The 6,840-nt window shown below is 62.0% G+C and carries 6 protein-coding genes and 2 pseudogenes; 4 read left to right on the plus strand and 4 right to left on the minus strand.

Annotated features, from left to right (window positions below; translation table 11 throughout):
- Positions 1-210: pseudogene (locus tag L9Z73_RS22565) on the minus strand (S-methyl-5-thioribose-1-phosphate isomerase); the annotation flags it as partial.
- Positions 211-319: 109 nt separating this feature from the next.
- Here L9Z73_RS22565 and L9Z73_RS22570 point away from each other — a divergent pair.
- The 4 genes from L9Z73_RS22570 (at position 320) to L9Z73_RS22585 (ending at position 4,016) form a co-directional block, all read left to right on the plus strand.
- Positions 320-1,651, plus strand: a complete 1,332-nt coding sequence (locus tag L9Z73_RS22570; protein ID WP_247405677.1) for a TRZ/ATZ family hydrolase — start codon at positions 320-322, stop codon at positions 1,649-1,651.
- A 62-nt stretch (positions 1,652-1,713) separates the two neighbouring features.
- Entirely contained in the window at positions 1,714-2,412 is a 699-nt protein-coding gene (gene ubiG / locus L9Z73_RS22575) for a bifunctional 2-polyprenyl-6-hydroxyphenol methylase/3-demethylubiquinol 3-O-methyltransferase UbiG (RefSeq protein ID WP_247405679.1), read from the plus strand.
- A 4-nt stretch (positions 2,413-2,416) separates the two neighbouring features.
- On the plus strand, positions 2,417-3,088 hold the full coding sequence (gene mupP / locus L9Z73_RS22580; protein ID WP_247405683.1) for an N-acetylmuramic acid 6-phosphate phosphatase MupP: 672 nt from the start codon (positions 2,417-2,419) through the stop codon (positions 3,086-3,088).
- 187 nt (positions 3,089-3,275) lie between these two features.
- A complete protein-coding gene (locus L9Z73_RS22585) occupies positions 3,276-4,016 on the plus strand; it encodes a YciK family oxidoreductase (RefSeq protein ID WP_247405686.1) in 741 nt (246 codons plus the stop codon).
- A gap of 130 nt (positions 4,017-4,146) precedes the next feature.
- On the opposite strand, the gene L9Z73_RS22590 is transcribed toward L9Z73_RS22585, so the two are convergent.
- The 3 genes and pseudogenes from L9Z73_RS22590 to L9Z73_RS22600 form a co-directional block, all read right to left on the minus strand.
- Positions 4,147-5,661 (minus strand): ABC transporter substrate-binding protein, encoded by a 1,515-nt coding sequence (locus L9Z73_RS22590; RefSeq protein WP_247405691.1) that lies wholly within the window; start codon positions 5,659-5,661, stop codon positions 4,147-4,149.
- Between the two features lie 15 nt (positions 5,662-5,676).
- Positions 5,677-6,684 carry an ABC transporter ATP-binding protein gene (locus L9Z73_RS22595; RefSeq protein WP_247405693.1) on the minus strand — a complete coding sequence of 336 codons (1,008 nt, stop codon included), beginning with the start codon at positions 6,682-6,684 and terminating at the stop codon, positions 5,677-5,679.
- Positions 6,681-6,840, minus strand: a pseudogene (locus L9Z73_RS22600) (methionine ABC transporter ATP-binding protein); the annotation flags it as partial. The gene L9Z73_RS22595 and the pseudogene L9Z73_RS22600, both read right to left, overlap by 4 nt.

Consider the following 6,840-nt stretch of genomic DNA (forward strand, 5'->3'; position numbering starts at 1 on the left):
GGCGAGTACCAGGCCGTAGGCCGCGCTGATGCCGATGGCCGAGGCGCCGCGCACGACCATCGAACGAATCGCCGTGGCCACTTCATCGACCGTGGTGCAGGTCACCCAGCTTTCCCGGGACGGCAAAACACGCTGGTCGAGCAGGTGCAGTGCGCCATCGCGCCAATCGATGGCCTTCACTTTCTCCGCAGCCAACAGTCGATCGCGCATCCCTCACCCCGCACTCATGAACAAAAGCCGCCGATTATAGCGATCCGCCAGCCAGGACGCTCGGGTATACTTCGCCCTTCTTTTATAGCTGCCCGGGAAGAAGCCTGCGATGACCTCCACTGCCGCCCCGCTCGACTTATTGCTACTGCCGACGTGGCTGGTACCTGTCGAACCCGCCGGCGTGGTGCTCAAGGAGCATGGCCTGGGCATCCGCGATGGGCGCATTGCCTTTATCGGCCCACGGGCCGCGGCGTTGAAACTTTCCGCCGGCGAAGTGCGCGAGCTGCCGGGCATGCTGCTCAGCCCCGGCCTGATCAACGCCCATGGCCACGCGGCGATGAGCCTGTTTCGCGGAATGGCCGATGACCTGCCGCTGATGACCTGGCTGGAAAAGCACATCTGGCCCGCGGAGGCCAAGTGGGTCGATGAAGCCTTCGTGCGCGACGGCACCGACCTGGCCATCGCCGAACAGCTCAAGGGTGGCATTACCTGCTTCTCGGACATGTACTTCTACCCCAAGATTGCCAGTGACTGCGTCCACAACAGCGGGATGCGCGCGCAGATCGCAATTCCGATCCTCGACTTCCCGATTCCCGGCGCCAGCACCGCCGATGAGGCGATTCGCCAGGGCATCGAGCTGTTCGGCGACCTCAAGCATCACCCGCGCATCAAGATCACCTTCGGCCCCCACGCGCCCTACACCGTGAGCGATGCCAACCTGGAAAAAATCCGGGTGATCGCCGAGGAGCTGGACGCCGCGATCCATATGCATGTGCACGAAACCGCGCTTGAGGTACAACAGGCTGTCGAGCGGACCGGCGAACGCCCGTTGGCGCGCCTCGGTCGACTCGGCCTGCTGGGCCCACGCTTCCAGGCCGTTCACATGACCCAAATCAGCGAGGACGACCTGGCTTTGCTGGTAGAAAGCAACACCAGCGTCATCCATTGCCCGGAATCGAACCTGAAACTGGCCTGCGGCTTCTGCCCGGTGGAGCGTCTGTGGCAGGCTGGCGTCAATGTGGCCATCGGCACCGACGGCGCCGCCAGCAATAATGACCTCGACCTGCTGGGCGAAACCCGCACCGCGGCGATGCTGGCCAAGGCCGTCGCCGGCTCGGCTACCGCCCTGGATGCCCACCGCGCCTTGCGCATGGCGACGCTCAACGGTGCCCGTGCCATGGGCCAGGAGAGCGAGATTGGCTCGCTGGAGGTCGGTAAAGCGGCCGATATCGTCGCCTTTGATCTTTCAGGGTTGGCGCAACAACCGATCTACGATCCGGTCTCACAGCTTATATATGCCACCGGACGCGATTGCGTGAAACACCTTTGGGTCGCCGGCAAGCAGTTGCTCGACAACCGGCAATTGACCCGCATGGATGAACAACAGTTGACCGCCACGGCCATTGCCTGGGGCCAGCGCATCAGCGGGCACCGCGAATAACGCCGGTCCTGAACCCGTGTTCAGGGCCGACAAACCGATTTATCAGATTTAGAGGAACCACCATGAGCAACGTCGACCACGCCGAAATCGCCAAATTCGGAGCCCTGGCCCACCGCTGGTGGGACCGCGAAAGCGAGTTCAAACCCCTGCACGACATCAACCCGCTGCGGGTCAACTGGATTGACGAGCGCATCAACCTGGCCGGCAAGAAGGTGCTGGACGTCGGTTGCGGCGGCGGCATTCTCAGCGAAGCCATGGCCCAGCGCGGCGCTACCGTGATGGGCATCGACATGGGCGAAGCGCCGTTGGCCGTGGCCCAGTTGCATCAGTTGGAATCCGGGGTGAATGTCGAATACCGCCAGATCACCGCCGAAGCCCTGGCCGAGGAAATGCCCGAGCAGTTCGACGTGATCACCTGCCTGGAAATGCTGGAACACGTGCCGGACCCGTCTTCGGTGATCCGCGCCTGCTTCCGCATGGTCAAGCCCGGCGGCCAGGTGTTCTTCTCCACCATCAACCGCAACCCCAAGGCCTACCTGTTCGCGATCATCGGCGCCGAATACATCATGAAGCTGCTGCCGCGCGGCACCCACGACTTCAAGAAATTCATCCGCCCGTCCGAGCTGGGCGCCTGGAGCCGTCAGGCCGGACTGACCGTCAAGGACATCATCGGCCTGACCTACAACCCGCTAACCAAGCACTACAAGCTGGCCAGCGACGTCGACGTCAACTACATGATCCAGACCCTGCGCGAGGAGTAAGCCTGTGAAGTTGCGAGCGGTTCTCTTCGACATGGACGGTACCCTGCTGGACACCGCGCCGGACTTTATCGCCATCTGCCAGGCCATGCGCGCCGACCGCAACCTGGCACCGATCAACGACCAGCATATCCGCGATGAAATCTCCGGCGGCGCACGGGCGATGGTCGCCGTGACGTTCTCGATGGACCCCGAATCCCCAGGTTTTGAAGAACTGCGCCTGGAGTTCCTCGAGCGCTATCTCAAAGGCTGCGCGATCCACAGCACGTTGTTCGACGGCATGGCCGAGCTGCTGGCCGACATCGAAAAGTCCAAGCTGATCTGGGGCGTGGTCACCAACAAACCGCTGCGCTTTGCCGAGCCGATCATGCAGCAGTTAGGCCTGGCCGAGCGCTCGGCACTGCTGATCTGCCCGGACCATGTGACACACAGCAAGCCGCACCCGGAGCCGCTGATCCTGGCGTGCCAGATGCTCAACCTGGACCCGGCCAGCGTGCTGTTTGTCGGCGATGACCTGCGCGACATCGAGTCCGGCCGCGACGCCGGCACCCGCACGGCGGCGGTCACCTATGGCTACATCCACCCGGACGACAACCCGCGTCACTGGGGCGCGGATGTGGTGGTGGACCACCCGCTGGAATTGCGCAAGGTGCTGGATAACGCGCTGTGCAGTTGCTGATGGTTTACCGGTCTTGCTGACCTATGAAGATCCAATGTGGGAGGGGGCTTGCTCCCGATTGCAGTGTGTCATTCAACACATTCATTGACTGAACCACCGCAATCGGGAGCAAGCCCCCTCCCACAGGGGATCTTCAGTGTTTTCCAGCTCCGTGTTGGTCACCTACTGAATTTTGTCGAGGCTATTTATGTTTGATTACTCTGCACGTCCCGAACTACTCAAAGACCGCGTCATCCTGGTGACCGGTGCCGGTCGCGGGATTGGCGCGGCGGCGGCGAAAACCTATGCCGCCCATGGCGCGACCGTGCTGTTGCTGGGCAAGACCGAAGCCAACCTGGCCCAGGTGTACGACGAGATCGAAGCCGCCGGCCACCCGCAACCCGTGGTGATCCCGTTCAACCTGGAGACCGCCCTGCCCCATCAGTACGATGAGCTGGCGGCGATGATCGAAAAGGAGTTCGGCCACCTCGACGGCCTGCTGCACAACGCCTCGATCATCGGTCCACGCACGCCGATCGAGCAGTTGTCCGGTGAGAACTTCATGCGGGTGATGCACATCAACGTCAACGCGATGTTCATGCTGACCAGCACGCTGTTGCCGCTGCTCAAGCTGTCCCAGGACGCCTCGGTGGTGTTCACCTCCAGCAGCGTCGGGCGCAAGGGCCGGGCGTATTGGGGTGCCTATGGCGTGTCGAAATTCGCCACCGAAGGCCTGATGCAAACCCTGGCCGACGAGCTCGACACCGTTGCGCCGGTACGGGCCAACAGCATCAACCCCGGCGCCACGCGCACCAGCATGCGGGCCCAGGCCTATCCGGGGGAAAACCCGGCCGACAACCCGGCGCCGGAAGACATCATGCCGGTGTACTTGTACCTGATGGGGCCGGACAGTACCGGGATCAACGGACAGGCGTTTGACGCGCAGTAACGGCTGACACAACCGGAACAAAATGTGGGAGGGGGCTTGCCCCCGATAGCAGGGTGTCAGTCACTGCATCTGTGACTGACCCACCGCCATCGGGGGCAAGCCCCCTCCCACATTTATTTAGCAGTGTTCTTTAGTTTTTCACCACTTCCTCGAGGGTGAAACGGCCCAGTGGGTTTTGCAGGAAGTTGCTCACATTCTTGCGTGAGATGTTGATGTATGGGCTGTAGTACAGGTCGATCCAGTTCACATCCTGTTTCGCCAGTTTCTGCAGTTCGACATACATCTGCTCACGCTTGGCCGGGTCGGCCTCGATACGCGCCGCCGTCACCAACGCCTTGACCTTGTCGTTCTTGTAGCGGGTCATGTAGTTCTGGTTGGTGTCGTGGCCCAGCACAAAGGTGGTCTTCTGGTCCGGGTCGAGGATGTCGTTGGTCCAGTACATCACCGAAATATCGTACTCACCGTCCACCAGCATCTGCCAGCTTTGGGTCGGGTCGACTTTCTGCAGGTTGGCCGTCACGCCGACCTTGGCCAACTGGTCCTTGATGATCACCGCAATCTGCTCGTCGGCTTCGTTGCCAGCGTTGACCACGTAGTTCAGCTTCAAGTCCTTGGCACCGGCATCGGCCAGCAGTTTCTTCGCGGCGGTTGGGTCATACGGGCGTTGCAGGTTGTTGGCGTAGTGGTACAGCGAGCCTTTGGGGATGTAGGAATAGGCCACGGTGCCTTGACCGTAAGTGGCCGTCTTCACCAGCGATTGTTTATCGATGGCCATGTCCAGCGCCTGGCGAACTTCCGGTTTGGCCAGCAGGCCGTGCTCATGGTTGATCAACAGGTGATCTTCACGGGTGGACGGGTCGGAATGGATCACCACGTTTTTGTCTTTTTTCAGCTCTTCAACCCGCGAGAACGGCACGAAGATCGCCGTGTCCAGTTCGTTGTTCTGCACCATGCGCATGCGCGTGTTGTCGTCGGTCACCGAGACCCATTCCACGCCATCCAGGCTGACGTTCTTGGCCTGCCAGAAGTTCGGGTTTTTCTTCAGGATCACCCGATCGCCCTTGCGCCATTCGTCCACGGTGAACGCACCGGAGGTCACCGGGTTTTGCGCGTAGGCGTCTTCGCCCATTTTGGTCATGGCCTTTTCCGACAGGATCGACACCGTCGGCGACGCCAGTTGCGAGAGGAAGGCCACCGCCGGGGTCTTCAGCGTCACCACCAGGGTCTGCGGGTCGGCGGCCTTGGCCGTGTCGATCAGGCTGAATGGGTCGCTCCACAGCGAGGCCTTGTTGTCGCGGATGCGCAACAGGCTGAACGCCGCATCCTCTGCAGTGATCGGCGAGCCATCCGAGAACTTCGCCGCACGTAGCTTGAAGGTGTAGGTCAGGCCGTCCTTGGAAATCTCCCAGTTTTCTGCCAGCCCCGGCTCCATCTTGGTGCCCAGGTTATCCACGCGTACCAGGGTGTCGTAGACGTTGGCGAATACCCAGGTGTCGCGGTTTTGCGCGCTTTTGATCGGGTCGAACGTGGTGCTGTCTTCACGGCAACCGATGGTGAGGACACCGGCGGCCTGGGCAAGACCGGCGGTCAGCGACCAGGCGGTCAATGTCGCGGCGGCGAGCAACTTCAAGTGGTGTGATTGCATGTCATAACTCCTTGTTTATAACGGCGGTTGTTCAAGAATGGCAGGGGTGGGCTGAAGCAAAGGTTCTTCAAGCACGCAACTGTACCGATGCTCGTGCAGGAAACGAGTAGGCGGCAATACCACGGAACACAGGGTTTGGGCATACCGGCAACGCGGGTGAAACGCACAGCCTGTAGGCAAGTTCAGCGGGCTCGGTGGCTCGCCGGGTAACGGTTCTGTGGGCAACGGCCGATGCGGATCGATCTCGGGAATCGCCTGGATCAGCGCTGCCGTATACGGATGACGCGGTGAGGTGAAGACCGCTTCCACCGGCCCCTCCTCGACGATCTTGCCCAGGTACATCACCGCTACCCGGTCGCACAGGCGGCGCACGATGGCCAGGTCATGGGCGATAAACAGGATCGCCAGGTTCATGCGCTGTTGCAGTTCCAGCAACAGGTTGATGATCTGGCCCTGGATCGATACATCCAGGGCCGCCACGCACTCATCGGCAATGATCAAGCGCGGTTCCACCGCCAGCGCCCGGGCGATACCGACCCGCTGGCACTGGCCGCCACTGAGGGAGCCGGGCTTGCGAACGGCCAATTCAGGGCGCAGGCCGACCAGCTCGAGTAACTCGTCGACACGCCGCGCGATCTGCTGCGGCGCGACTTTGCGCTGTACCCGTAACACTTCGGCAAGAGTTTCGCCGACGGTGTGGCGTGGGTTCAGCGCGGCATACGGGTCCTGGAAGATCATCGCGGTTTCATGGCGCAGGCGGGCGATGTCGATGGTGCTGCCGCGTGCCATGTCGATGCCGTCGAACAGCACCTGCCCGGCGCTGATCGGGTTGAGGTGCAAAATCGCCCGACCAAGGCTGCTTTTGCCGCTGCCGGATTCGCCCACCAGGCCCAGGGTCTCGCCCGCCGCGAGGTTCAGCGACACACCGTTGACCGCCTTCACCCACCGCTTGTTCAGGCCGAACATGCCGCTGCCGGACGCGGCAAACCGCACCTCCAGGTCCTTGATCTGCAACAGGCTCATGGGCGATCTCCCAACGGATAGTGACAGGCCACCCGCGCACCTTCCGGCAACACATCGGTACATAGGCTGCCGACCTGCGGACAACGCGGGTGGAAGCGGCACCCGGCGGGCAACGCATCCAGCAATGGCGGCTGACCCGCGATGGTGCGCAGCAAG

It is taken from the genome of Pseudomonas emilianonis (assembly GCF_023072625.1).
GTDB classification, from domain to species: domain Bacteria; phylum Pseudomonadota; class Gammaproteobacteria; order Pseudomonadales; family Pseudomonadaceae; genus Aquipseudomonas; species Aquipseudomonas paraveronii.